Source organism: Streptomyces sp. YS415, from assembly GCF_023544665.1.
GTDB lineage: Bacteria > Actinomycetota > Actinomycetes > Streptomycetales > Streptomycetaceae > Streptomyces.
The window spans coordinates 1-2095 of the sequence record NZ_JAMJFL010000078.1; the positions used below are offsets into that span (position 1 = coordinate 1).

The 2095-nt window shown below is 71.8% G+C and carries 1 protein-coding gene; it reads left to right on the forward strand.

From position 1 onward, the window contains the following. A partial coding sequence (locus tag M8H82_RS36305; protein ID WP_250080015.1) for a polyketide synthase dehydratase domain-containing protein occupies positions 1-2095 on the forward strand: 2095 nt, incomplete at both ends.

A 2095-nucleotide genomic window follows, 5' to 3' on the forward strand; every position in this document is an offset into this window, starting at 1 on the left:
TTACGCCGAGCCGCGCATCCCGGTCGTGTCCAACCTGTCGGGCCGGGTGGCGGGGGAGGAGATCCGCACCCCCGAGTACTGGGTACGGCATGTGCGCGAAGCGGTCCGCTTCGCCGACGGGATCAAGGCGCTCGCCGATGCCGGGGTGACGAAGTTCCTGGAGTTGGGTCCCGACGCGACGCTGACCGCGATGGCCGCCGAAAGCGCAGAGGGGCTGTTCGTCCCGGCCACCCGGCGGGGCCACGGTGAGGTGGAGACGTTCACGCAGGCCCTGTCCCGGCTGTGGGCGAGTGGCGTCGATGTCGACTGGGCCGCCCTCTTCGAAGGCCGCAACCCCCACCGCGTGGACCTGCCCACCTACCCCTTCCAACGCGAGCGCTACTGGCTGGAGTCCGCCGGCACCACAGGCGACGCCGTCGGACTGGGGCAAGGCGTCGCAGGGCACCCCCTGCTGGGCGCCACTGTCAGCCTCGCCGCCGACGGCGGGGTCATGCTCACCGGCCGCCTCTCATTGCGTACGCACTCCTGGCTCGCCGACCATGCGGTGGCGGGGACCGTGCTGCTGCCGGGGACGGCCTTCGTGGAACTGGCGATCCGCGCCGGGGACGAGGTCGGCTGCGCGCATCTCGCCGAACTCACCCTCCACGCACCGCTGGTCCTCCCCGCACAGCAGGGAGTTCAGGTCCAGGTCGTCGTAGGCGCAGTCGACGAGGACGGGCGGCGCCCGCTCACCGTGTACTCGCGTCCGGAGACGGCCGAGGAGTGGACAGCACACGCGGAGGGAGTCCTGGCCGAGACTCCGGCAGAGCCGTCCGCCGATCTCACCGTCTGGCCGCCCGCAGGAGCGGAGCCGGTGGACGTGTCCGGCTTCTACGCCGCTGCCGAGGCCGCCGGTTACGGCTACGGCCCCGCCTTCCAGGGCATGACCGCCGCTTGGCGCCGTGGCGACGAACTCTTCGCCGAGGTGGAGTTGGCGGAGGAACTGCATGCGGAGGCCCGGGCGTTCGGGATGCATCCGGCGCTGTTGGACGCTTCCCTGCATGCGGTGCTGGCGACCACCGAACCGAGCGAGGGGCTGCGGCTTCCGTTCCTGTGGGAGGGCGTGTCGCTCTTCGCGTCCGGTGCCACCGCGGCCCGCGTCCGGATCACGTTCCGCGGCGGGGAGACGCTCTCCGTGCTCCTCGCCGACGGCACCGGTGCGCCGATCGCCGGCGCCGAGTCCCTGACGCTGCGACCTGTCACGGCGGAGCAGTTGGCGTCGTCCCTCGTTACCGAGACGGACTCCCTCTATCGACTGATGTGGGAGAGCGTGCCCGAGTCGGCCGATGGGGATGCGGCGGTCGACTGGGCCGTGATCGGTGCGGATGAGGAGGGTGGTTACGTCGATCTCGCGGCCCTCCTCGACGACGACTCCTCCTCCGTACCGCCGCTGGTCCAGTTCTCCCCGCCCGCCGGTGGCGACCCCGAGACCACGACCGCCAACGTGCTTGCCGTGATGCAGAGTTGGCTGGCCGAGGAACGGTTGGCCGGGTCGCGGCTCGTCGTCGTGACGCGGGGCGCGGTGGCCATCGATGGCAGTGACCGCGTTGATCTCGCGACCGCACCCGTGTGGGGGCTTGTCCGGTCCGCGCAGTCCGAGTATCCCGAGCGGTTCGGTCTGCTCGACCTGGACCCGAGCGCCGACGCCGACGATGCGCCTGTGGTGCGGTCGGCGTTGGCCAGTGGTGAGCCCCAGTCGGCGGTCCGTGAGGGCCGGGTGCTGGTGCCGCGTCTGGTGCGTGCGACCGGTGCCAGCGTGAGCCTGGCGGTTCCTACGGAGGCGCCCGCCTGGCGACTGGACACCTCGGGCACCGGCACGCTGGACGGGTTGGCGCTGGTTCCGGCGCCGGAGGCCGCCGCGCCGCTGGAGTCCGGGCAGGTGCGGATCTCGGTCCGGGCGGCCGGGGTGAACTTCCGGGACGTCCTGATCGGTCTCGGCATGTATCCCGGTGAGGCGTTCATCGGGAGCGAGATCGCCGGTGTGGTCGTGGAGACGGCCGAGGACGTCACCGAGTTCGCGGCGGGTGACCGGGTGCTCGGGCTCGTGCCGCGCAGT